The 251-nt window shown below is 58.6% G+C and carries 1 pseudogene; it reads left to right on the forward strand.

Annotated features, from left to right (window positions below):
- Window positions 1–251 (forward strand): annotated as a pseudogene (locus BK660_RS30920) (1-phosphofructokinase); the annotation flags it as partial.

A 251-nucleotide genomic window follows, 5' to 3' on the forward strand; every position in this document is an offset into this window, starting at 1 on the left:
ATCAGCTCACGGTCAGCGGTTTCCTCGGGGAGGACAACCTTCAAGCGTTCGAAACGCTGTTCGCCAAACGCGGGTTTGTCGACGCGTTCATCCGTGTTCCGGGTGAGACGCGCAGCAATATCAAACTGGCGGAAAGCGATGGGCGCATCACCGACATCAACGGTCCCGGCCCCTTGGTGAGTGAAGTCGCGCAACAGGCGTTGCTTGATCGACTTGATCAGATAGCACCCGGTCATGACGCGGTCGTCGTT

Source organism: Pseudomonas brassicacearum (assembly GCF_003732265.1).
Classification (GTDB): Bacteria; Pseudomonadota; Gammaproteobacteria; order Pseudomonadales; family Pseudomonadaceae; genus Aquipseudomonas; species Aquipseudomonas brassicacearum_D.